The sequence below is a fragment of the Yersinia frederiksenii ATCC 33641 genome (assembly GCF_000754805.1).
In the GTDB taxonomy this organism is placed as follows: Bacteria; Pseudomonadota; Gammaproteobacteria; order Enterobacterales; family Enterobacteriaceae; genus Yersinia; species Yersinia frederiksenii.
In genome coordinates, this window is sequence record NZ_KN150731.1 from 3,749,438 (window position 1) to 3,773,114 (window position 23,677).

The following is a 23,677-nucleotide window of genomic DNA, read 5'->3' on the forward strand; positions in this document are numbered from 1 at the left end:
GGAGACGACCATGCATCGCCGTGATTTTATCAAGTTAACGGCAGCTCTTGGAGCCGCCACTTCACTGCCTTTATGGAGCCGTGCGGCACTCGCCGCAGACTTTTCACCTTTACCTATCCCACCATTACTTCAGCCAGATGCTAACGGCAACATTAATCTGAATATCCAAACCGGCACCATGGCCTGGTTACCTGCTGCGGCAACACAGACTTGGGGTTATAACGGTAATTTACTGGGGCCAGCGATTCGTTTGCAACGTGGTAGACCGGTAACTATCCACGTGACTAACTCTTTGCCAGAGGCAACTACCGTGCATTGGCATGGTTTGGAGATCCCCGGTGAAGTCGACGGCGGGCCGCAAGCACTGATTCAGCCGGGAGCCAAACGTCAGGTCGCATTTACAGTAGAGCAACCGGCAGCGACCTGCTGGTTCCACCCACATACTCACGGTAAAACCGGCCATCAGGTAGCCATGGGTTTGGGGGGACTGGTATTGATTGATGATAGTGATAGCGAGAAATTACCTCTGCCGAAGCAGTGGGGCGTCGATGATATCCCGGTCATTTTGCAAGATAAACTCTTGGATAAAGATGGCCAGATTGATTATCAACTGGATGTGATGACCGCCGCCGTTGGCTGGTTTGGCGACCGGATGCTCACCAATGGTGCGAGTTACCCACAGCAAGTTACCCCGCGCGGCTGGGTGCGTCTGCGACTACTTAATGGCTGCAATGCGCGTTCGTTGAATCTGGCTCTCAGTGATGGTCGTCCGATGTATGTCATTGGTAGCGACGGTGGGTTATTGGCGGAGCCGGTAGCAGTGCGCGAGTTGCCGATATTGATGGGGGAGCGTTTTGAGGTGCTGGTGGATACTTCAGACGGCAAAGCGCTCGATTTGGTCACGTTACCGGTGACACAAATGGGGATGACATTGGCGCCATTTGATAAGCCGCTACCGGTATTGCGCATCCAACCCTCACTGGCTGCCGGCAGCAAAACTTTGCCAGACTCTTTGGTGGTGGTACCGGCGTTGGCGGATGCTACCGGCCTACAAGAGCGCTGGTTCCAGCTGATGATGGACCCGAAATTGGATATGCTGGGAATGCAAGCACTGATGAGCCGTTATGGTATGCAGGCCATGGCGGGAATGAATATGGATCACGGTGCTATGCAGGGCATGGATAGTGGTCATATGGCCGGTATGGCAAATATGAAAGGTATGGATCATGGCGCGATGAAAACTGCGCCAGCGTTTGATTTCAGCCATGCTAATACTATCAATGGCAAAGCCTTCTCAATGACTGAACCAGCATTTGATGCAAAACTTGGGCAATACGAGAAGTGGACCATTTCGGGTGAAGGCGACATGATGCTCCATCCCTTCCATGTTCATGGTACGCAGTTCCGTATTTTGAGCGAAAACGGCAAACCTCCAGCAGAGCATCGCCGTGGTTGGAAAGATACCGTGCGGGTAGAAGGTGCGCGCAGCGAGATATTGGTGTGCTTTAATCATTTGGCTCCTACCAATATGCCTTACATGGCCCACTGTCATCTGTTGGAACATGAAGATACGGGCATGATGTTGGGCTTTACCGTCAGCGCCTAGGGTTATCCACGGGTTTGGCGTTGCAGAGTGGTTAGCTGCGACGCCGACGTGGTGAGTCCGTCGCAACATGGTTTGGGCTATGGTAAACTCAGCGGCTTTCTTCCGGCAACCAACGTAAAAAAGCGACGTTAATACCTATGAAACACACTGTAGAAGTCATGATTTCCGAGCAGGAAGTCAAAATCCGAATTGCCGAATTAGGCCGCCAAATATCTGAACATTACCGCGAGAGTGGCAGTGAAATGGTGTTGGTCGGGTTGCTCCGTGGTTCATTTATGTTTATGGCTGACTTATGCCGCGCTATTGATGTTTCGCATGAAGTTGATTTTATGACGGCCTCCAGTTATGGCAATGGCATGAGCACCACCCGTGATGTCAAAATCCTCAAAGATCTGGATGAAGATATCCGTGGTAAAGATGTGCTTATCGTCGAAGATATAATCGATTCGGGTAATACATTAAGTAAAGTTCGTGAAATTTTGCAACTGCGTGGGCCGAAGTCATTGGCTATTTGCACACTGTTGGATAAACCAGAGCGCCGTGAAGTACAGGTGCCAGTAGAGTGGGTTGGTTTCGCCATTCCTGATGAGTTTGTAGTGGGCTATGGTATCGATTACGCGCAGCGTTATAGACATTTACCTTATGTTGGTAAAGTTGTGATGTTGGATGAGTAATTTGGGCTCGGCTACTGCGCGCTGGTACTTTAAGATTTTGATTTATCGGTGATATTCACTGGGAGAGGGCGCGTTTTAACGTACCCTCCCATAGCGATTAGCTTAGTCTTCTTTAGGGTCTTTAGGCAATAACTCAGCCATGGCTTTGCGATACACCTGTTCAAGTGCTTCCATGCTGGTAGCGGAGACTTCCAAATCCGTCAGTAGGCCGTCTTCAATACCATAGACCCAGCCGTGAATCATGGCTTTCTGCCCACGTTTCCAAGCGGAGCGGACAATAGTTGAATGACCCAAGTTATACACTTGCTCCACGACGTTGAGTTTACATAACATATTGCTACGTTCTTCAGCGGGCAGCCGGCCTAGTAGTGAGCTGTGTTTAAACCAAAGATCACGGATATGCAGTAGCCAGTTATCAATCAGCCCTAATTCGAGGTCTTTCTTGGTTGCCGCTTCAACACCGCCGCAACCGAGGTGACCACAGATAATGATATGCTCAACCTGTAGAACATCGATGGCGTATTGAACCACGGACAGGCAGTTTAGATCCGTATGGATAACCAGATTGGCAACGTTACGGTGAACAAATAATTCACCGGCTTTCAGGCCCGTCAGCTCTTCTGCCGGGACGCGGCTATCTGAACAGCCTATCCACAGGAAGCGAGGTTTCTGTGCTAGCGCCAGGTGCTCAAAAAAACCGGGGTCATCTTTACTGATAGCATTTGACCAAGTCCGGTTGTTCGCGATGAGCTTTTCTATTTCTTTCATAAATGTAAATAGCCTGTAATGAACGGATTGCGATAGGGTAATATACGGCAAGGATGACGATTTTGAAATCGGAACAGTTGTTCCTTTGGTAGCGCAATGTTGTCTGCGTAACATCTTCTCGGTATCGACCCAGACTCTCTTCTGCCCTCGTAACTTGCTCTGAAAAGGGTGGGTTAAGCCAGATATGGGTATGCTGTAACCACTGGGAAACTCATAGAATAAGGTTGTTTTTTACTTATGACATATGCACTGGAAATAACGCAGCTGACCAAAACCTATGCCGGTGGCGTTCAGGCACTGCGTGGTATTGATCTGCACGTAGAGGCAGGCGATTTTTATGCTTTGCTCGGGCCTAATGGGGCGGGGAAATCCACCACCATTGGCATTATCAGTTCATTGGTGAATAAAACCTCTGGCAAGGTGAAGGTTTTTGGTTACGACATCGATCAAGATATCGTCAACGCCAAGCGCCAGCTCGGATTAGTGCCACAAGAATTTAACTTCAACCCGTTTGAAACGGTGTTGCAGATTGTGATTACCCAAGCTGGGTATTACGGTGTTACGCGGCGTGAAGCGATACAACGAGCAGAGAAATATCTCAGCCAGTTAGATTTGTGGAGCAAACGTAATGAGCGCGCCATCCGTTTATCCGGCGGGATGAAACGCCGCTTAATGATAGCTCGCGCGCTGATGCATGAACCTAAGTTACTGATTCTGGATGAGCCAACCGCTGGGGTTGATATTGAACTACGTCGCTCTATGTGGGGGTTCTTAAAAGAGCTGAACGCGCAGGGAACGACGATTATTCTGACCACCCACTATCTGGAAGAGGCAGAAATGCTGTGCCGTAACATTGGTATTATCCAAAATGGTGAGTTGGTGGAAAATACCACTATGAAACAGTTGCTTGGCAAGCTAGAGTCAGAAACCTTCATCTTTGACTTGGGTATTAAAAGCCCGCTGCCGAAGCTGGAAGGGTATAGCTATCGCCTGACGGATACCTCAACACTGGAAGTCGATGTAAAGCGCGAGCAGGGCCTGAATGGTTTATTCAGTCAATTAAATGCTCAGGGAATTCAGGTACAGAGTATGCGCAACAAGGCCAACCGTCTGGAAGAGCTATTTGTCACCTTGGTTAATAGTAACGGGGGAGAAAAAGCATGAGCCGCCTGTATTGGGTAGCATTACAGAGTATCTGGATCAAAGAAATTACGCGTTTTGCCCGTATCTGGATTCAAACGCTGGTACCGCCAGTGATTACCATGTCGCTCTATTTCGTCATTTTCGGTAACCTGATTGGGTCGCGAATTGGTGATATGGGCGGTTTTAATTATATGCAGTTTATTGTTCCCGGCCTGATTATGATGGCGGTGATAACGAACTCATATGCCAACGTTGCGGCATCTTTCTTCGGGGCAAAATTCCAGCGCAGTATTGAAGAGCTGCTAGTGGCTCCAGTGCCCACCCACATTGTGATTATCGGTTATGTTGGTGGTGGCGTGGCGCGTGGGCTCTGTGTCGGTATTCTGGTTACCATTATTTCACTGTTCTTTGTGCCACTGCATGTTCACTCTTGGTCAATGATTGCACTGACATTAATGTTGACGGCGATTCTCTTCTCCCTTGGAGGGTTATTGAATGCTGTTTTTGCCAAAACCTTTGATGACATCAGTTTGGTGCCCACTTTTGTGCTGACACCGTTGACGTATCTGGGCGGGGTGTTTTACTCGTTAGCCTTACTGCCACCTTTTTGGCAGGCGGTCTCAAAACTTAACCCTATCGTGTACATGATTAGTGGCTTCCGTTACGGCTTCCTTGGCATTACTGATGTGCCACTGGTATTTACCATTGGCGTGTTAGTGGTATTTATCGCGGTATTTTATGCTTGGGCGTGGTATTTGATCGAGCGCGGGCGCGGTTTACGTACCTAGTTTTTTTGGTAATTGACGTTGCAGATGGGCCATGCTGCAACGTCAATTACCCGTGTTATTGGTCGGGATAGTAAATTATTAGTTAGTTAATTGTTGTTAATGCTGGAATTTAATCGTAATAAATAATGTCCTCGTCTAATATCAGCTTTCTCAAGTCTAATAGTCTCGTGCTATGCTGGCGCACCCGATTTTCTCCTTTTCAATTCAGCGCCGAATGCGCATAAGTAGAACGATAATGTGGCATAAAAACAGAATAGCTATTGGGATGCTACTCGGTGTTGTCATGTCGGTAATGATACCGGCAACGCATGCAGACCTTCTGCCAGATGAAGCAGCACTTACCCCTAAATATATGATTGCAGACCGTGATAGCGAAATATATTCATTGGTTGGCGATAAGGTCATTCCGGTCGGTGAGATTCAAGAAGACCAGATTCTTCAAGTTCTACCTGCGGCTGCGGAATACTATGAATTTAAATTTGGTAACGGCATTGGTTTTATTGATAAAGATGATCTGCGTGATATCAAGAAAGAAAGAAAAAACAATGACATATTGGGGGATCTAAATAAGCCTTTACCGAACCAAAATATCATTATCAAGCGTGAAACGCCGGTTTATCTTGCTGCAGATGTAGACAGTGAGCAATTTGCTACATTGGTTGAGAACTTGCGCTACCCGATAGTTGGTAAACTGAAAGACCGATTAAGTAATACTTGGTATCAGGTTAATATTGGCGATAGTTTGGGATATATCAGTAGCGCGGATGCCGAAATAGATAACGGCATTCCTATCCTGACTTATCACCATATGTTGAGAAATGAAGAAAATAAACGTTTTCTGAACACATCAACGACGACTTCGGATGCGGCGTTTAGTAACCAAATGACCTATCTCAAAGAGACGGGCTACGACACGATTTCTCTCTATCAGCTTGAAGGTTATCTCAATAATAAAATTAATCTGCCAGCGAAAGTGGTGGTATTGACATTCGATGATGGCCTTAAATCGGTCAATCGTTACGCGTATCCGATATTAAAAGAAAAGGGCTTCCGGGCAACGGCATTTATTATTTCTTCGCGTATTAAACGTCATCCACAGAAATGGAATCCTGACTCATTGCAGTTTATGAGTATTTCTGAATTAAAAGAGATCCAGGATGTATTTGATATTCAGTCTCATACCCATTTTTTACATCGCACAGATAATAAACGTAACCCCATTTTATTGAGCCGTTCTTATCATAATATTGTTTTTGATTTTGAGCATTCGCGCCGGGCATTATCTCAGTTTAATCCGCATGTGATTTTTCTGTCTTACCCCTTTGGCGGCTTTAATCAGATCGCTATTGATGCTGCAAAAAATGCAGGCTTCCATTTAGCGGTCACGACGGTACGGGGTAAGGTAAAGCCGGGTGATAATCCGTTTACTCTTAAGCGGCTTTATATTCTGCGTACAGATTCAATCCCGACCATGGCCGAGCGCATTGCTAATGAGCCAGGTCAGGTTCCAGCCCCAGCAGCACCGGCGGTGATGGAGTCTGATTAGCTGTTGCGTGGTTTTAGGGTATGAAAAAAGGCGCTTTAATTAAGCGCCTTTTTTATGGTGTAATTTCAAGCATGACTTGCGATTAGGCGACTTGAACCGGCACGGCCTTCGCTTTACGCTGCAACTGATTTTCACCTTCAAAATACGCCACTTTTGGGTGGTGCAGGCGGGCATCAGTATCAGACATCTGAACATAAGAGCAGATGATCAGTTTATCGCCGACGCAGGCACAACGTGCTGCGGCACCATTCACAGAGATAATCCGTGAACCGCGCTCGGCGGCAATCGCGTAAGTTGAAAAACGCTGACCATTATCAACGTTATAAATATCAATAGCTTCGTATTCTAGAATACCTGCAGCTTCCAAAAAATCCTGGTCAATAGCGCAGGAACCTTCATAGTGCAAATCAGCTTGAGTGACTTTGACCCGATGCAGTTTGCCTTGCAACATAGTGCGTATCATAACTCTTACCTTTGACCCCAGTTATTGCCCAGAATAAGTCTGGCAACCCATCCCCTCACCGACTGATTTAGGGAGAAGCACCCAGTTTTGCTGATTTTATATCACTTGTCTATGACTGACTTTATTGTATTGGCCCTAGGCCGATGCCTGTGTCGGGCCAGATAATCAGCTACACAAATCAACTTGTTGGTTATCAATCAGTCGTGCTTTACCCAACCAGGCGGCCATGAGAATAACCGCTTGCTCACTCTTGGCAGTCAACGGTAACAACGTTTGAGCATCGCGAATAAAAAGCTCATCAGGTGTAAAGCCAGCCTGGCGTAACTGCTCTGCGGTATCGGCCAGTAAATCATCAATATGCCGTTCACCCGCGGTTAGCTTCTCGGCTAATGCCTGCATTATTTTATAGAGCCGTGGTGCAATTTTCCGCTCTTCAGTCGTCAGATAACCATTGCGAGAGCTTAGCGCCAGGCCATCTTTTGCCCGCACAATGGGGACGCCAATAACATTGATGTCATAGCCCATATCCGCCACCATTTTGCGGATTAATGCCAGTTGCTGATAATCTTTTTCGCCAAAACAGGCCACATTTGGTTGAACCAGATTGAACAACTTACTGACGATTGTCGAGACGCCACGGAAATGGCCGGGGCGGCTGGCACCTTCCAAAATAGTAGATAGAGCGGGGACGTCAACATAGGTCTGGGCTTCCAATCCTGCCGGGTAAACATCGGCCGCCGCCGGAGCGAACACTAAGTCAACGCCGTGGCGGGTCAGCTTCTCGCAATCTTCTTGCAAAGTGCGCGGGTAGCGGGCTAAATCATCCGGGCGTTCAAATTGCAGTGGATTGACAAAAATACTCACGACCACAACATCGGCACGCATTTTGGCATCTTCGACCAAAGTCATATGCCCTTGGTGCAGGTTGCCCATGGTTGGCACCAGTGCAACTCGCTTGCCTTCATGACGCCAGCGATGGATTTGCTGGCGCAACAATGGCAAGGTTTCGATAATTAGCATCCTTTTCTCCGGTATACCCGTCATCTTTCAAGTTGCAGGTGTGTTGGCTGCACTCATTCACCCGAATCACTTACTGATGTAAGCTCATCGGGATTTTCTTGCTTGCCGCCTTCCTGCACCACGAAGTCTCTAGGGTGTAATAGCCATATTTAAGCAGTAAAAATTTACTGGAATGTATGTTCTTCAGCTGGATAGACGCTGCTCTCAACTTCTTGAATATAAAGCTGAATAGCGGTGCGAATATCACCGGCACTTTGTGCCAGGAAGTTTTTGCTAAATTTAGGTGTATGACCGCCAGTAATACCTAGCGCATCATGCATAACCAGAATTTGCCCATCAGTAACATTGCCTGCGCCAATACCAATCACCGGAATAGTCAGTGCTTCAGTGACTCGCTGGGCCAATTCTACCGGTACGCATTCCAGAACGAGCAGTTGCGCCCCTGCATTTTCCAGCGCCTGAGCATCTTTCAGCAGTTTGTTCGCCGCGACTTCTTCCCGGCCTTGCACTTTATAGCCGCCGAAAATATTGACCGATTGCGGTGTTAACCCTAAGTGCCCACAGACAGGAACTGCGCGCTCTGCCAGCATACGGATGGTGTCGCACAACCAACTGCCGCCTTCCAGTTTGACCATATTGGCCCCAGCTCGCATTAATTCTGCCGCGTTAGTGAATGTTTGCTCTGGTGTGGCATAACTCATGAAGGGCATATCCGCCAATAACAGGCAATGAGGCGCACCACGACGCACTGCGCGGGTATGATAAGCTACATCCGCGGTGGTCACTGGTAGGGTAGAATCGAAGCCTTGTAGTGTCATTCCGAGCGAATCACCCACCAGCAGAACCCCAATGCCCTGCTCAGCAAATAACTGAGCAAAGCTGGCATCATAGGCCGTGAGTGTGGCGAACTTACGTTTCTCTTGTTTCCATTGACGTAAGTGGCTCATGGTGGTGGCTTTCATCACTCTTTCTCCTGAAGTCGTCAGTTTAATAACGTCATTCTACTGTAACCGTAGCACAACGGCGAGTGGTGCTATTTTATGCATTTAATCATATAGATAGAGGGCTTATCCTCGGCTGATAGCTAAGAATGCAGCATAGAATAAAGAATTAAAGATAAAGGTGATATTAGATAGGGATGCAGGTTGGTGCTGGCAGACATCAGTTACCAAGGCACCAGACCATTTTTGTCTACGAGTTTAAGGCGCTCTGATAATAATTCGCCATCAGGGAAAATCAGGTCAGGCGCAATATCTACCAGTGGATAGAGCATAAACTCACGCTCTTTTAGACCATAGTGCGGCACAGTTAGGCGATCTGTGGTTATCACCTGATCGCCATACAGCATAATATCCAGATCCAGTGTCCGTGGCCCCCAGCGCTGCTCTTTTCTCACCCGACCTTGATTGCGCTCAATGGCTTGGGTGCAGTCCAACAACTGCTCTGGTGGAAGTGATGTATCCAAGGCTACCACAGCATTGAGGAAGTCTGGCTGGTCTTGCGGGCCTAAGGGTTTGGTGCGGTAAAACGGTGAACACGCCACTAACCGGGTGCGTGGTAGATGCTCCAGCGCTTCCAGTGCTGCTTTAACCTGTTGCAGTGGCATGGACTGATTACTGCCCAACGCGATATAGACCCGGATCATGATATAAATTATGCCCCTTCTTTACGTGGTGCTGCAGGCTTACGTGGGCGGCGAGGACGAGAGCGACGCGGCGCCGGATCCGCACCTAACGTGTTTAACATATTCTTTTGCTGTAATGGCGTAGCTTCCTGGAACTCTCCCCACCACTGCGCTAAACGCTGTAACTCATGGTTATTTTCCACTTCGGCACGCAGTGCTAGCAAGTCATAGGCCGCGCGGAATTTTGGATGTTCCATCAGCTTATGTGCTCGTTTGCCCTGACGGCGTGACAACCGCAATTGCAGTAGCCAGATATCGCGCACCAGTGAAGTAATCCGTTTTGGAATGGCCAGTGAACGGCACTCTTCATCAAGTACATCATTCATTGCCAGCGCGAAAGCATCGTAATAGGCCAGGCCACTTTCTTGCGTCAGTTTCTGTGCATGTTCAATGAGCGGATACCAAAGCATAGCGGCAAATAAGAATGCCGGATTGACGCGCTTATCATTATGCAAACGATGGTCAGTATTTTTCAAAACCTGAACCAGAATACGTTCCATTGGCGAATCGTGATGCTCGGTAAAATTACGGGCAATCAGCGGGAACAATGGTTGGAAAAGCTGATATTCACACAGTTTTAAGTAAGTTTTATAGCCATAACCAGACTGCAAGAGTTTGAGCGATTCTTCGAACAGACGAGCCGGTGGGATCTCGTGCAGCAGTGACGCCAAACGCGGGATCGGTTCGGCGGTTTCCGCGCTAATAGACATGTCCAATTTAGCGGCAAAACGTACAGCACGCAGCATCCGCACCGGATCTTCACGATAGCGGGTTTCAGGATCGCCAATCAGGCGGATGATCCCTTCTTTCAGATCGCGCAAGCCGCCAGTGTAGTCACGCAGTGCAAAATCAGAAATGCCATAGTAGAGGCTATTAATGGTGAAGTCGCGGCGCTGGGCATCATCTTCAATGGTGCCGAAAATATTGTCACGCAGCAGCATGCCATTTTGTGCCTGCTGGGAAGAGTTTTTATCGCTATCTTCCGCTTGCTGTTGTTCATGATGACCACGGAAAGTGGCAACTTCAATGATTTCCGGACCAAACATCACATGAGCCAGACGGAAACGGCGGCCTACCAGACGGCAGTTACGGAATAACTTGCGCACTTGTTCTGGTGTGGCACTGGTAGTGATATCGAAATCTTTCGGCTTTTTGCCCAGTAACAGGTCACGGACGCCACCACCGACCAGATAGGCTTCATAACCTGATTTATTCAGGCGATAGAGAACCTTCAGCGCATTATCGCTGATGTCTCTACGGGAAATATTGTGCTGATCTCGTGGAATAATTGTCATCGGACTCAGTTCCGAAGCAGGCCCCGCCTGATTTTTGCGGCCAGTATTTGTTCTGGCAGACCTTCTCTCTTTGCGGGCCACGTTATCTTCACCGGGCACTTTATCTTTACGGGCACTACTATCACGGGCCGTCTCATCACGGACAGCTTTACCATCGCGAGCGGATTTATCATCGCGAATCAGTACCTTACGGCAGAAATTGGCTACTCGGGTAAAAATGGTACACCTCGATAGTGGCAATATTTAACAAAACAACAGAAAAACAGCGGCTAATCATAGCTCACCGTGCTTCCTTTGAGAATGCCGTTGTGTTTTCAGTGGCGGCTATCGCCCCCTGAAGCGGAATTGCTGCCAATGTCCAATTTTCGACTGCAAAACGTAATAATAACGGCAAATCAAGATCTTGCCAGCATTCTGGCAGAGGTTGACGCAAAAACTTCAGTGCATCGATCAAAATTGGTCGCGGATCGCCCTTTGGCAGCGGTGGCGCATGGTTTTGCTTAGATAACTTATTACCATCAGGGTTCAGCGCCAGCGGTAGATGTAAATAACCGGGTGCTGGTTGCTGTAATAGCTGGTAGAGGGCTATCTGGCGCACTGTTGGCTCAATCAAATCGGCTCCACGCACAATCTCGGTTACGCCTTGAAAGGCATCATCGACTACCACCGCCAGATTATAGGCAAACAGGCCATCGCGCCTACGAATAATAAAATCTTCTTCTGCCAGCGCTGGCACGGCATGCAACTCACCCAGTAATTTATCATAAAAGGAATAAACCGGTTGAGTCTGTCGTAAACGGATAGCCGCGCCATCAGCAGGTAAATGACGTTCACGGCAATAACCGTCATATAACCCACCAATTTGTTGAATACGGCTGCGGGTACAGGTGCAGTAATAGCTCAGCCCTTGTTGTTTCAGCCACTCTAAGGCTGCGCGATAGGCTTCATGACGCCGAGATTGGTAAATAACAGGACCATCCCACTGCAAGCCATAGTGCTCGAGTGTGGTTAAAATACGGGCGGCGGCACCGGGGATTTCACGAGGAGGGTCAATATCTTCAATGCGAACCAACCAGCTCCCACCTTGAGCGCGGGCTTGCAGGTAACTTCCGAGTGCGGCAATCAGCGAACCGAAATGCAAATCCCCGGACGGTGATGGCGCAAAACGCCCGACATAGTGGGTTGGCTTCAGAGCTGCTTGTTGGGTAATAAATCGCTGAGTATTGATAGCTTCAGGCATATAAGGAAAGGGAGGTTCAACGTGATAAATACGGCACCAGAAATCACTCTGGCACCGTATTATTGCTGTATTAGCCTGCCATCTGCTTTTCGCGGATTTCGGCTAAGGTTTTACAGTCAATGCACAAATCTGCTGTTGGTCGCGCTTCCAGACGGCGAATACCAATCTCGACGCCACAAGACTCGCAGAAACCGAAATCGTCATCTTCAACTTTTTTCAGTGTCTTCTCGATCTTTTTAATCAGCTTACGCTCACGGTCGCGGTTACGAAGTTCAAGACTAAACTCTTCTTCCTGCGCGGCACGGTCTACCGGATCGGGGAAATTAGCAGCTTCGTCTTGCATGTGCGATACAGTACGATCCACTTCATCCCTGAGCTGGTTGCGCCATGCTTCAAGAATCAGCTTGAAATGCGACAGCTGGGCGGCATTCATATACTCTTCGCCTGGCTTCTCTTGGTACGGTTCCACCCCAGCGATGGCGAGAATGCTCAAGGACGAGGTTTTACGTTTTTGCCCTTCTTGCATGATGCTTCTCCTACATTCATACGCACTATCGAAATCCCCAATGCGGGGAAAAATCAGGCCGCTATAAATAACAGAAGGAAGGTAGGTTGGCAATTATTCCTGTCGCCTGCTTGACAATGGTGTGAAGGAAGGCGTATTTGGCGAGCGGCTTTACCCAATAGTTGCTTCTTTATTAAGCATTATGGATTGAGCTTTTCGTCCAGTAATAACGGTAAACGAGCATCCAGCGCGATACCGTCAGGCGATAGTTGAAAACCGTAGCAAATCACCTCCACTCCTGCTTGCTGAGCCTGGGCCAGCAATTCTGCATAGCGATTGTCAATGTGTCGGGCCGCAGCGACTTGCTTGATGCCCGTATGCAATACGGCAAAAAAAAGTACCGCCCGGTGACCGCTGGCAACCATGCTTTGTAACTCCCTGAGATGTTTCTGACCCCGCAGGGTGACGGCATCCGGGAAATACCCACACTGTTGCTGTAATAAGGTAACCGACTTGACTTCAATATAGCAGTTAGACCTATTTTCTGCCTGCAATAACAAGTCTATACGGCTGTTCTCGTCCCCATACTTAATCTCTCTTTTGACAGAAGTGTAACCAGATAATTCAACTATGTGGTTATTATCTATCGCAGAACTGACTAACTCATTGGCACGTAAGGTATTTACGCATATCCAATCACCGGTTTGGGTCTGTGTTAATTCCCAACTATGAGGATACTTACGTTTCGGGTTATCCGAGGTCGAATACCAGACCGTATCTCCTGGAGTTGCACAACCGGTCATCGCTCCAGTATTAGCGCAATGAATAGTTAATGTTTCTCCGGCGGGCGTCACAATATCAGCTAAAAAGCGTTTATACCGCAGGATAAGTGTGGCCGGTTGTAACCGGGGATTAAACGACAGTAATTGGGGATGAGAAAATGACTGTGGGTTAGCTGCCATCTAATGTCCTTTCGCTGCTAACCAGTGGCCAGCTTTGCACGATGTTATAACGGGTACGCCCGCGCACGAATACCGATTCATATAATGAAAAATGGCTTGCACGGAAGCTTTCGTTTGCGGTTTTGGCCGGTATCGCGACCGGGCGGGTAGCGCCACGTAACAAGCTTACATGGGGATGAAAGGGTAGCGGTGATTGGTAACAGCCGCTGCGGGCCGCTTGAGAGCGCAGTAACTGAGCCAACTGCAACAGGCCGCGTGGCGGATTTTTGCACCCCAGCCAGACCACACCGGAACTGGGCCAATGGCCGATATCATCCAGTGTTACGTCAAAACCTGGCTGACTGATGCGCCCGGCTTGTTGCTGCAATACTTGAGCTTTGGCGGCACTGACCTCCCCGAGGAACGCCAGCGTCAGATGAAGATTGGCCGCAGCAATAGGATGGCCAGCCTCTGGCGGGAAGTTATCAGCTCGCCACTGTACAATGCGCCGCTGCATGGTTTTCGGCAGTGTCAGAGCAAAGAACAGGCGACGAGGACTCGCTGTCTTCGGCATGGTTTTGCTCACGATTGCTTTATCAACAACATTAATCATCAGGTTGGAATAATCACTCGGCTAAATACGCTATACGGCCATGATGTTACAATGGCTGATGATAAAAGTAGAGGGAATGGAGAAGAATGTGGTGGTGAGTCAGAGAGAAAGTGATGCGCAGATGGTCGCTTTACCAGTAGGTGAAGTGCTCAGCGAGATATTGTCTGCATTGCGCACCTCACCGCAAGTTTTGCTCCATGCTCCCACTGGGGCTGGGAAATCGACGTGGTTACCGCTGCAAATCCTGCAATGCAGTGAGTTTATTGATGGCCGCATTATCATGCTGGAACCGCGGCGGCTGGCGGCAAAAAATGTAGCATACCGGTTGGCGCAACAACTGGGTGAGCAACCGGGTCAGACCGTGGGCTATCGCATGCGAGCCGAAAGCAAAAGCGGGCCGAATACACGTCTGGAAGTGGTCACTGAAGGTATTTTGACACGCATGCTGCAGCAAGATGCGGAGCTTACGGGAGTCTCTTTGGTTATTCTCGATGAGTTTCATGAGCGCAGTTTGCAGGCCGATCTAGCGCTGGCGCTGTTGCTGGATGTGCAGCAGGGGCTTCGTGATGACCTCAAGCTGCTGATCATGTCCGCGACGTTGGATAATCAGCGTCTGTCTGCGCTATTGCCCTCGGCACCGGCCATTGTTTCCGCTGGGCGCAGTTTTCCTGTGGAACGTAGCTATCAGCCGCTGTCTAGCCATGAGCGGCTAGAAGATGGAGTCGCTAACCGGGTTAAGCGCTTATTGAACGAGCAAACTGGCTCTTTGCTGCTATTTTTACCCGGCGTCGGGGAAATTCATCGAGTCATCGAGCGGCTGGATGGTGAGGTTGCCAGTGATACCGACCTTTGCCCACTGTACGGCGCTTTACCGCTCAGTGAACAGCAAAAAGCGATTCAACCGGCCCCGGCAGGGCGGCGCAAAGTGGTGCTGGCGACCAATATTGCTGAAACCAGTCTGACCATCGAAGGGATCCGGTTGGTTGTTGATAGTGGTTTGGAACGGGTGGCGCGCTTTGATGTCAAAAATGGTCTGACCCGCTTGGTGACACAGCGGATAAGCCAGGCCTCAATGGTACAGCGCGCCGGGCGTGCCGGGCGGCTAGAGCCGGGTATCTGCTGGCATCTATTTGCTAAAGAGCAGGCCGAGCGAGCGGCGCAATACAGCGAGCCGGAAATTGTTAACAGTGATTTATGCAGTCTGTGGCTGGAGTTGTTGAACTGGGGATGTCAGGATGCAAACCAGCTCAGCTGGCTTGATCAACCGCCACTGGCAGCACTGTCCGTCGCCAGTGATTTATTGCAGCAGTTGGGGGCTATCGATGCCAATGGTCAACTAACTGGCTCCGGGCGTGCAATGGCGAACTTGGGGTGTGAACCGCGTTTGGCCGCTATGCTCTGTTTTGCTGCCGGACAAAGCCCGGATGCGCTGGCAACTGCGGCACTGCTGGCCGCCATTCTGGAGGAGCCTCCTCGCTCCGGTCAGATTAATCTTCACCACTGGCTTAGCTGCCCACAGCCCCATTGGCAGCGGCGGGCAAGGCAACTGACACAAAGAATTAATGCTCGTGTTGGAGCCGTCGATAGCGATCTTGCCGGTCAATTATTGGCGCTGGCCTATCCGGATCGCATTGCGAGTGCTCGAGGACAAGATAGCCGCTATCTATTGGCTAATGGCATGGGGGCTGTAATGGCGCAAGACGAGGCGCTGTCACGCACTCCCTGGTTGGTGGCTGCCAGCTTATTACAAAGCAACAGCGGGCCGGATGCGCGCATTTTACTGGCGCTGCCCATTGATGTTGAACAATTGGCGAAGCAATTGCCCCGTCTGGTTGAAGAACGGACAGCAGTGGAGTGGGATGAAGAAAAGGGCACATTGCGTGCCTGGCGGCGCTGGCAAATCGGGCGCTTGACCCTACGAGCACAACCGTTGGCAAAACCGAGTGATGAGGCATTGCAATCAGCTTTATTGAACTGGGTACGTGAGCAAGGATTGCAAGTGCTTAATTGGGATGAGAATGCTGAACAGTTCCGCACCCGGCTACATTGCGCTAACCTCTGGTTGTCTGAAGAGCCTTGGCCAGCTGTCGATGACGACAGTTTACTGGGCCAGCTTGAACTATGGCTACTGCCGTCATTGTCCGGAGTGCGGGATTTGCGCCGATTACGGCAAGTGAATATCTCGGAAGCACTTACTCGCTTGTTAAGCTGGCAGTTACGTCAACGGCTGGATACTGAGCTACCAACTCATTACACTGTGCCGACAGGTAGCCGCCTGCCAATCCGTTATTATGTCGACCGACCACCGGTGCTGGCGGTGCGTTTGCAAGAGGTTTTTGGTGAACAGCATAGCCCGATGTTAGCGGGTGGGCGGGTCGCGGTGGTACTTGAATTGCTTTCCCCGGCCCATCGACCACTACAGATTACTGGTGATTTGGCCGCTTTCTGGCAGGGGGCATACCGCGAGGTGCAAAAAGAGATGAAAGGGCGCTATCCCAAACATGTTTGGCCAGATGACCCTGCCAATGCTCAGCCAACTCGCAGAACCAAAAAGTATCAGGATAAGTGATACACAGGGCTAAGAGCCCATAATTTCAGATGTTTCCCCTTTCTATTTGGTTAATTGGGGGACACATTAAGCCGCAATAATCGCCAATGCGCGTGGAGAGAAATACATGTCTGGGGATGACCGCGAGCCAATAGGGCGCAAGGGCAAGAAAGCCCAACCCAAAGCTGCACCAAAACGACCATTGCGTCGGCGGCGTGATGAAGATGAATATGAAGAAGAATATTTAGATGACGATGACCAAGACGATGATGACTATGACGACGAGGAAGAACCGATGCCAAGAAAGGTAGCATCACGTCCACCCCGCAAAAAACGCCGTTGGCTTGGCCTATTTATCAAACTGTTCTTGGTTGGTGCAGTGGTATTGGCTATTTATGGTGTTTACCTCGACTCGCAAATTCGTAGCCGTATTGATGGCAAGGTGTGGCAACTGCCAGCGGCCGTATATGGCCGTATGGTTAGCCTTGAACCGGGAATGTCCTACAGCAAAAAAGAGATGATCGATTTGCTGGAAGGAATGCAATACCGCCAGGTTACACGGATGACTCGCCCAGGTGAATTCACTGTGCAGGGCGATAGCATTGATATCTTGCGGCGCCCGTTTGATTTCCCTGATGCAAAAGAGGGCCAGATCCGTGCGCGCTTGATCTTTAAAGATGATCGTCTGGCGCGGATCGAAAATTTGGATAATCAGCGTGATTTTGGCTTCCTGCGTCTCGATCCTAAGCTGATTACCATGTTGCAATCACCTAATGGTGAGCAGCGCCTGTTTGTGCCACGCGCCGGTTTCCCTGATTTACTGGTCGATACTTTGCTGGCGACAGAAGACCGTCACTTTTACGAGCACGATGGTATCAGCCCTTATTCTATTGGCCGCGCGGTCGTTGCCAACCTGACTGCTGGCAAAGCAGTGCAGGGGGGCAGTACACTGACTCAGCAGTTAGTCAAAAACCTGTTCCTGACCAACGAACGTTCACTGTGGCGTAAACTTAACGAAGCCTATATGGCGCTGTTAGTGGATTACCGTTATAGCAAAGACCGTATTTTGGAGCTGTATCTGAACGAAGTGTATCTTGGGCAGAGTGGCAGTGATCAAATTCGTGGTTTCCCGTTAGCAAGTTTGTATTACTTTGGTCGTCCGGTGAATGAGCTGAGCCTTGACCAGCAAGCTATGCTGGTGGGGATGGTGAAAGGGGCGTCGCTGTATAACCCATGGCGTAATCCGACACTGGCGCTTGAACGGCGTAATTTGGTGCTGCGTTTGCTGCAGAATCAGGGGGTCATTGACGGCGAACTCTATACCATGCTGAGCGCCCGTCCACTCGGGGTGCAGCCGAAAGGCGGGGTTATCACGCCTCAGCCTGCTTTTATGCAGATGGTGCGTCAGGAACTACAGCAGAAGCTGGGTGACAAAATCAATGATTTGTCCGGCGTGAAAATTTTCACCACGCTAGACCCGGTTTCACAAGATGCGGCAGAAAAAGCCATCGAAGATGGGATCCCGGCGCTGAAAGCAGCCCGTCATCTGGATGATTTGGAAGCGGCAATGGTGATTGTTGACCGCTTTAGTGGTGAAGTTCGTGCCATGGTTGGCGGCGCTCAGCCACAATTTGCCGGGTTTAACCGGGCCATGCAGGCTCGCCGTTTGGTGGGCTCACTTGCCAAGCCACCAACTTATCTGGCCGCCTTGAGTGAGCCGGATAAATATCGACTCAATACTTGGTTGTCGGACCAACCGTTGTCGATCAAATTACCTAACGGCTCAACATGGCAGCCGAAAAACTATGATCGCCAGTTCCGTGGTCAGGTGATGTTAATCGACGCTCTGGCGAACTCTTTGAATGTGCCAACCGTCAATCTGGGCATGTCCGTTGGGTTGGATCAAATTAGCGCTATGTTGCAACGTCTGGGTATCCCGAAAACGGCAATTAACCCGGTTCCGGCCATGTTACTGGGGGCAATTGACCTGACGCCAGTTGAAGTGGCACAGGAATACCAAACTATCGCCAGTGGCGGGAATCGCGCGCCATTATCTGCTGTGCGTTCGGTGATGGCTGAAGATGGCACGGTGCTGTATCAGAGCTTCCCACAGGCGGAGCGAATGGTTCCGGCACAGGCGGCTTATCTGACACTGTACGCCATGCAACAAGGGGTGGCTCGCGGGACATCGCGCTCATTATCAGTGAAATTCTCTAAATACAATCTGGCGGCGAAAACCGGTACCACCAATGACCTGCGTGATAGTTGGTTTGCCGGTATTGATGGCAAGGAAGTCGCCATTGCCTGGGTGGGACGTGACAACAATGGTCCGGCCAAATTGACCGGGGCTAACGGGGCACTGACCTTGTATCGCCGCTATCTTGAGAACCAAACGCCGTTGCCGCTGGTATTGCAACCACCAGAGGGGATTAGCCAGATGAGTATTGATTCGGCGGGGAACTTTGTCTGTGGCGACGGGAGCGGCATGCGTTCGATTCCGGTTTGGACTGAGAACCCGCAAGGGTTGTGTCAGGCCGCTCAGCCAGCAGAGCAAGCCAAACCTGATGGCGATGGTGTCGCGGGTTGGATCAAAGATATGTTCGGCCAGTAATCATGTTATAGGGATGGGCACCGGTATGGTGCCCATCCACATCCCAATATATTCTTCTGCTTTACCCTCCCACGGCACTATTGGCTATATCCCCCTTTAAGTCGGCAGGCTTAGCGCTTGCAGTTCGCGGTGGGTTACGCATAAACTATTCTCTTTGAGAATTATTATCGTTTCGATTCACTTTCTCGTTATTTATCGATAACGTTTGGGTTGCAATAACGACAGCATCCGTTAACAACATGAGTTAACAATGATATCCGTTAACTTTTAATCGCAGGGCACCATCTTGGACCAACAGGCAAGCCAATCCAGCATATTCACACTCCGTGAGCTGAGTTTTTCGGTTCCCGGTCGAACCTTATTACAGCCACTGTCACTCACTTTTCCACAAGGGAAAGTCTGCGGGCTTATCGGCCACAATGGTTCTGGTAAATCGACACTATTAAAAATGCTGGGCCGTCATCAACCTCCCTCCAGTGGAGAGGCTTTGCTCAATGATGTGCCACTGGCGCTGTGGGACAGTAAAGCTTTTGCCCGTGAAGTGGCTTATTTACCTCAGCAATTACCGGCGGCAGAGGGGATGACGGTGCGCGAGTTGGTGGCGATAGGCCGCTATCCTTGGCATGGCGCTTTAGGTCGTTTTCGTCAGAAAGATAGTGAGCAAGTGGAAGAGGCGATTGCGCTGGTAGATTTAAAACCACTGGCAAATCGCTTGGTGGACAGCTTATCTGGTGGTGAGCGCCAACGCGTCTGGCTGGCAATGATGGTTGCGCAAAATAGCCGTTGTCTGCTGCTTGATGAACCCACTTCGGCACTGGATATTGCTCATCAGGTTGAAGTGTTGGGGCTGATTCAGCGTCTCAGCCATGAGCGCGGTCTGACAGTTATTGCGGTATTACACGATATTAATATGGCGGCCCGTTATTGCGACTATTTGGTGGCATTGCGTGGCGGCGAGATGATAGCGCAAGGCCCGGCAGACAGTCTGATGCAATCCACAGTGCTGGAACAAATTTACGGCATTCCGATGGGAATATTACCGCATCCGGCCGGTGGTGCGCCGGTAAGTTTCGTTTATTAATGAAAGCCTATTTACCCATGGAACAGTCCCATTTGACAGCACCGGATCACACCCGGCGCAGACTACTCACCGCATTGGCATTATCGCCGTTACTCTATTCATTGCCGGGATGGGCAGTGAACCACCCTAAAGTTGATAGCCGCCGGGTGGTGGCACTGGAGTGGATGCCTGTTGAGCTACTGCTGGCTCTAGGGGTTACTCCCTACGGCGTGGCGGATATACATACTTATCGTTTATGGGTGGAAGAGCCAGAACTGCCAGCCAGTGTCATTGATGTTGGGTTGCGCACAGAACCCAATTTGGAGTTGCTCCAGCAAATGGCGCCGTCACTGATCCTGATGTCCGAAGGGTTTGGCCCCTCGCCAGAAAAACTCGCGCCTATCGCTCCTTCAATGAGTTTCTCTTTTAATAAAGAGGGCAGTTCACCGCTGATAACAGGCAAAGACTCGTTGCGTGCGTTGGGTCAGCGTTTGGGGTTGGAAGCTGCGGCAGAACAACATATCAACGATTTTAACCACTTTATGCAAGCGGCTCGGCAGCGCCTATTTGATGATGGAAAAACATCATTATTGATGTTTACGCTATTAGATACTCGCCATGCCTTGATTATTGGGCAAGGTAGCTTGTTCCAGGATGTATTAAACGAATTGAATATCAAAAACGCCTGGCAAGGTGAGACCAATCTCTGGGGCAGCACTGTAGTTGGTATTGAACGTTTAGCCACGATAAAACCGACCCGAGCAATTTGTTTTGTTCATGGTAATAGTGAAATGTTACAGCAGGTTAGCAATACGCCATTATGGCAATCAATGTCGTTTGTGCGCCAAAACCAATTGCAGATACTGCCAGCAGCTTGGTTCTATGGCGCGACATTATCAGCTATGCGATTTGTGCGCCTCTTGGAGTCGGTTTGGGGTAAAACTTCATGATGGCCACGAACCTACGTAAAAGCTGGCTTATGCCTGCCTGCTTACTTATCTTGCTGCTGATTATCGCCGTGGCGCTGACACTGCATAATTTTAATCAGGTATTACCAGCCGCGCTTTGGGGTACTGCTTTATGGCAACCCGACAGCGACGATGTGCGGCAAATGTTATTTCATTACAGCCAACTTCCCCGCTTGGCTGTAGCTCTGCTCACTGGTGCGGGATTGGGGCTGGTGGGCGTTTTGTTCCAGCAAGTATTACGTAACCCACTGGCTGAACCGGCAACTCTGGGCGTGGCTGCGGGGGCTCAGCTTGGCCTGACTGTTGCTACGTTGTGGATGTTTCCCGGTGGTGAACTGACCCGCCAACTGGCTGCTATGGCAGGCGGCATTATTATTGGCGTACTGGTATTTGGCGTGGCTTGGGGCAAACGGATGTCGCCAGTAACGCTAATTTTGGCGGGGTTGGTGCTAGGGCTTTACTGTAGCGCGGTCAGTAATCTGCTGGCGCTCTTTAATTATGACCAACTGCAAGGGCTATTCCTCTGGAGCAGTGGTGCACTGAATCAGCAGGATTGGAGTACGGTGCAGTTTTTGCTACCCCGATTGCTAATCACCAGTGTCTTAGCGGCATTATTAATTCGCCCACTCACTTTGTTGGGGCTGGATGATGGTGTTGCTCGCAATCTGGGATTAGGGTTGTCATTGGCACGATTGAGTGCTTTGGGGCTGGCTATAATTTTCAGCGCCATGTTGGTTAACGCTGTTGGTGTGATTGGTTTTATCGGTCTATTCGCTCCGCTGTTGGCGAAAATTTTGGGTGCCAGACGGCTATCGCAGCGCTTGATTTTGGCCCCAATATTAGGGGCTTTGCTGCTCTGGGTTACGGATCAAAGTATCCTCTGGCTGGCACAAGTTTGGCAAGAGATCCCGACGGGGGCAGCAACTGCGTTGATTGGCGCGCCGCTATTGCTATGGCTATTACCGCGCTTACATAGTGCAACCGCACCTAGCATGGATTTTGGCGACAATGTCCCGGCTGAGCGGCACCATTTGGTATGGTGGGTGAGCGGCGGTTTGCTGTTGCTACTGGCCGGGTTAACGCTGGCGCTGATGTTTGGTCGTGACAGCCAGGGCTGGAGTTGGATTTCTGGTGATAATGCTCAGGCGTTATTGCATTGGCGCTGGCCGCGGGTATTGGCAGCATTAGCTGCCGGTATGATGCTGGCGGTGGCAGGAACATTAATCCAAAAACTGACGGGTAATCCAATGGCGAGCCCCGAAGTACTGGGTATTAGCTCCGGGGCTTCATTTGGCGTGGTGATAATGATGTTTATCGTGCCTGGCAATGCGCTGGCATGGCTGTTACCCGCCGGGAGCTTGGGAGCCGCGACCACCTTATTACTGATTTTGGTGGTTGCTGGGCGAGGTGGGTTCTCTCCTGGCAGAATGTTATTGGCAGGGATCGCGCTGAGCACTGCCTTTACTACGGTGATTACCATGTTGCTGGCCAGTGGTGATCCTCGGATGCGTGGTTTGCTGGCATGGATCTCCGGTTCTACCTATGGCGTTGATGGCCCACAGGCACTGAGTACCGGTTTCATCGCCTTGGCACTGATGGCTCTGGCACCCCTGTGCCGTCGCTGGCTCATGATTTTGCCGTTGGGCAGTGTGACAGCCAGGGCATTAGGAGTGGCACTGGCTCCCAGCCGGTTAGCTATCTTACTGTTGGCGGCCACAATGACAGCAGCTGCCACGTTGACGGTGGGGCCGTTAAGCTTCGTCGGATTGATGGCTCCACATATGGCTCGTATGCTGGGCTTCCGCCGTGCTATTCCACAACTGTTTATCGCTGCTATTTTGGGTGGTTTGCTCATGGTCTTCGCCGATTGGTGCGGTCGGATGCTGCTATTCCCGAATCAGATCCCCGCGGGGTTGTTAGCTACTTTCATTGGCGCCCCCTATTTTGTTTATTTATTGCGTAAACAGGGGCGATAACAGCATATTATCGATAGACACTTACCCATGCGGGGTAGGTGTCTATTTAATAAGAGGTATTGCACACCTATATCTTTATGCTAATGTAAAAATAATCAACAAAATCTCTGTTGGTTATTCTTATGTTAATCACAATCTAATTTATTGAGATATTATTTAGTTAATAAATACAGCTTATTTTGCTGTTTTTCCTTGTTTATTTTATAAAGTAACTTGTGGGTGAGTTAG

The 23,677-nt window shown here is 49.9% G+C and carries 20 protein-coding genes; 10 read left to right on the plus strand and 10 right to left on the minus strand.

Annotation, left to right across the window (positions count from 1 at the left end; genetic code table 11):
* The first annotated feature begins 10 nt into the window (after window positions 1-10).
* Both cueO and hpt read left to right on the plus strand, forming a co-directional pair.
* Window positions 11-1,606 carry a multicopper oxidase CueO gene (gene cueO / locus DJ58_RS05255; RefSeq protein WP_004706233.1) on the plus strand — a complete coding sequence of 532 codons (1,596 nt, stop codon included), beginning with the start codon at window positions 11-13 and terminating at the stop codon, window positions 1,604-1,606.
* Between the two features lie 137 nt (window positions 1,607-1,743).
* Entirely contained in the window at window positions 1,744-2,280 is a 537-nt protein-coding gene (hpt, locus tag DJ58_RS05250; protein WP_004706234.1) for a hypoxanthine phosphoribosyltransferase, read from the plus strand.
* Window positions 2,281-2,382: 102 nt separating this feature from the next.
* On the opposite strand, the gene can is transcribed toward hpt, so the two are convergent.
* Window positions 2,383-3,048 carry a carbonate dehydratase gene (can, locus tag DJ58_RS05245; protein ID WP_004706235.1) on the minus strand — a complete coding sequence of 222 codons (666 nt, stop codon included), beginning with the start codon at window positions 3,046-3,048 and terminating at the stop codon, window positions 2,383-2,385.
* 237 nt (window positions 3,049-3,285) lie between these two features.
* On the opposite strand from can, the gene DJ58_RS05240 reads away from it, so the two are divergent.
* The 3 genes from DJ58_RS05240 (at window position 3,286) to DJ58_RS05230 (ending at window position 6,525) form a co-directional block, all read left to right on the plus strand.
* Window positions 3,286-4,212 (plus strand): ABC transporter ATP-binding protein, encoded by a 927-nt coding sequence (locus DJ58_RS05240; RefSeq protein WP_004706236.1) that lies wholly within the window; start codon window positions 3,286-3,288, stop codon window positions 4,210-4,212.
* The gene (locus DJ58_RS05235) at window positions 4,209-4,979 is read left to right on the plus strand and encodes an ABC transporter permease (protein ID WP_032909978.1); all 771 of its coding nucleotides are present in this window, start codon (window positions 4,209-4,211) and stop codon (window positions 4,977-4,979) included. Before DJ58_RS05240 ends, DJ58_RS05235 begins: the two co-directional genes overlap by 4 nt.
* A gap of 235 nt (window positions 4,980-5,214) precedes the next feature.
* Entirely contained in the window at window positions 5,215-6,525 is a 1,311-nt protein-coding gene (locus tag DJ58_RS05230) for a polysaccharide deacetylase family protein (RefSeq protein WP_004706238.1), read from the plus strand.
* A gap of 82 nt (window positions 6,526-6,607) precedes the next feature.
* On the opposite strand, the gene panD is transcribed toward DJ58_RS05230, so the two are convergent.
* The 9 genes from panD to thpR all read right to left on the minus strand — a co-directional run bounded on the left by panD (window position 6,608) and on the right by thpR (window position 14,286).
* Window positions 6,608-6,988, minus strand: coding sequence for an aspartate 1-decarboxylase (gene panD / locus DJ58_RS05225; RefSeq protein ID WP_032909982.1), 381 nt, complete (start codon window positions 6,986-6,988; stop codon window positions 6,608-6,610).
* 165 nt (window positions 6,989-7,153) lie between these two features.
* Entirely contained in the window at window positions 7,154-8,008 is an 855-nt protein-coding gene (gene panC / locus DJ58_RS05220) for a pantoate--beta-alanine ligase (RefSeq protein WP_004706240.1), read from the minus strand.
* A gap of 164 nt (window positions 8,009-8,172) precedes the next feature.
* Window positions 8,173-8,970, minus strand: coding sequence for a 3-methyl-2-oxobutanoate hydroxymethyltransferase (gene panB, locus DJ58_RS05215; RefSeq protein ID WP_032909984.1), 798 nt, complete (start codon window positions 8,968-8,970; stop codon window positions 8,173-8,175).
* Between the two features lie 203 nt (window positions 8,971-9,173).
* Window positions 9,174-9,653, minus strand: coding sequence for a 2-amino-4-hydroxy-6-hydroxymethyldihydropteridine diphosphokinase (gene folK / locus DJ58_RS05210; RefSeq protein WP_004706242.1), 480 nt, complete (start codon window positions 9,651-9,653; stop codon window positions 9,174-9,176).
* 8 nt (window positions 9,654-9,661) lie between these two features.
* Window positions 9,662-11,206: a polynucleotide adenylyltransferase PcnB gene (pcnB, locus tag DJ58_RS05205; RefSeq protein WP_071985005.1), complete on the minus strand. Its 1,545-nt coding sequence runs from the start codon at window positions 11,204-11,206 to the stop codon at window positions 9,662-9,664.
* Window positions 11,207-11,267: 61 nt separating this feature from the next.
* Window positions 11,268-12,227, minus strand: a complete 960-nt coding sequence (gene gluQRS, locus DJ58_RS05200) for a tRNA glutamyl-Q(34) synthetase GluQRS (RefSeq protein WP_004706244.1) — start codon at window positions 12,225-12,227, stop codon at window positions 11,268-11,270.
* A 70-nt stretch (window positions 12,228-12,297) separates the two neighbouring features.
* Window positions 12,298-12,753 (minus strand): RNA polymerase-binding protein DksA, encoded by a 456-nt coding sequence (gene dksA, locus DJ58_RS05195; protein ID WP_002209354.1) that lies wholly within the window; start codon window positions 12,751-12,753, stop codon window positions 12,298-12,300.
* 179 nt (window positions 12,754-12,932) lie between these two features.
* Window positions 12,933-13,694, minus strand: a complete 762-nt coding sequence (gene sfsA, locus DJ58_RS05190; RefSeq protein ID WP_032909988.1) for a DNA/RNA nuclease SfsA — start codon at window positions 13,692-13,694, stop codon at window positions 12,933-12,935.
* Window positions 13,684-14,286, minus strand: a complete 603-nt coding sequence (gene thpR, locus DJ58_RS05185) for an RNA 2',3'-cyclic phosphodiesterase (RefSeq protein ID WP_004706246.1) — start codon at window positions 14,284-14,286, stop codon at window positions 13,684-13,686. The genes sfsA and thpR overlap by 11 nt, the downstream gene beginning before the upstream one ends.
* 43 nt (window positions 14,287-14,329) lie before the next feature.
* Here thpR and hrpB point away from each other — a divergent pair, with 43 nt between their 5' ends.
* The 5 genes from hrpB to fhuB all read left to right on the plus strand — a co-directional run bounded on the left by hrpB (window position 14,330) and on the right by fhuB (window position 23,449).
* Window positions 14,330-16,855: an ATP-dependent helicase HrpB gene (hrpB, locus tag DJ58_RS05180; protein ID WP_004706247.1), complete on the plus strand. Its 2,526-nt coding sequence runs from the start codon at window positions 14,330-14,332 to the stop codon at window positions 16,853-16,855.
* Between the two features lie 106 nt (window positions 16,856-16,961).
* The gene (mrcB, locus tag DJ58_RS05175) at window positions 16,962-19,445 is read left to right on the plus strand and encodes a bifunctional glycosyl transferase/transpeptidase (RefSeq protein ID WP_004706248.1); all 2,484 of its coding nucleotides are present in this window, start codon (window positions 16,962-16,964) and stop codon (window positions 19,443-19,445) included.
* Between the two features lie 286 nt (window positions 19,446-19,731).
* A complete protein-coding gene (gene fhuC, locus DJ58_RS05170) occupies window positions 19,732-20,526 on the plus strand; it encodes a Fe3+-hydroxamate ABC transporter ATP-binding protein FhuC (protein WP_032909990.1) in 795 nt (264 codons plus the stop codon).
* On the plus strand, window positions 20,526-21,455 hold the full coding sequence (gene fhuD, locus DJ58_RS05165; RefSeq protein ID WP_032909992.1) for a Fe(3+)-hydroxamate ABC transporter substrate-binding protein FhuD: 930 nt from the start codon (window positions 20,526-20,528) through the stop codon (window positions 21,453-21,455). Before fhuC ends, fhuD begins: the two co-directional genes overlap by 1 nt.
* A complete protein-coding gene (fhuB, locus tag DJ58_RS05160) occupies window positions 21,452-23,449 on the plus strand; it encodes a Fe(3+)-hydroxamate ABC transporter permease FhuB (RefSeq protein WP_080544571.1) in 1,998 nt (665 codons plus the stop codon). The genes fhuD and fhuB overlap by 4 nt, the downstream gene beginning before the upstream one ends.
* Window positions 23,450-23,677 lie beyond the last annotated feature (228 nt).